The 529-nt window shown below is 58.8% G+C and carries 1 pseudogene; it reads right to left on the reverse strand.

What is annotated here, in order from left to right:
- Positions 1–124: 124 nt before the first annotated feature.
- Positions 125–529 (reverse strand): annotated as a pseudogene (locus ISP19_RS00040) (DUF2235 domain-containing protein); the annotation flags it as partial.

Here is a 529-nt window from a genome sequence, read left to right on the forward strand (position 1 = left end):
ATTGGCAGGCGCACGAAACCCCAGGTACCAACTGTCGTACGGCAGGCCGTTGCGGGGAGTGCTTTGTGTCAGCGCGCATCCTGCGAGCCACAGCGTCAGCCATGGCAGCAAGTGTTTGAGTATGTCAGTGATTCTCATTGCGCAGCACTTTGCGTTGGCTGATGTCGTTATCTTTCGCGGGAGGCTGCGGACGGTTGACGTACAACAGATTGATGGACCGGCTACCTTTGTGATGCGGCGCCTTGCCATCGTCACCTTCGTGCACGCTGTCGTTGGCGATGTTCCAGTTGGCGGATTGATGCAGATAACCGCGGGCCAGCATCGCCTCTTCATCAGGGTCCAGAGGCTGTTCGGCGAGAAGCTTTGCCGCAATGGCTTGCAGCCCGTCAGGAAGCCTCATGTCGGGATAGTCATCGGGGGACTGGCCCCATTGAACCCCGGCTTGCTGTGCCAGTTTGTGCATCACCCGCAACGGAATCAGCTGATAACGCCAGTCGATGGCGCGGTTAAGGCATACCGTGGCGTAGGC

The organism is Dyella flava (assembly GCF_016904955.1).
Lineage (GTDB): Bacteria > Pseudomonadota > Gammaproteobacteria > Xanthomonadales > Rhodanobacteraceae > Dyella_B > Dyella_B flava.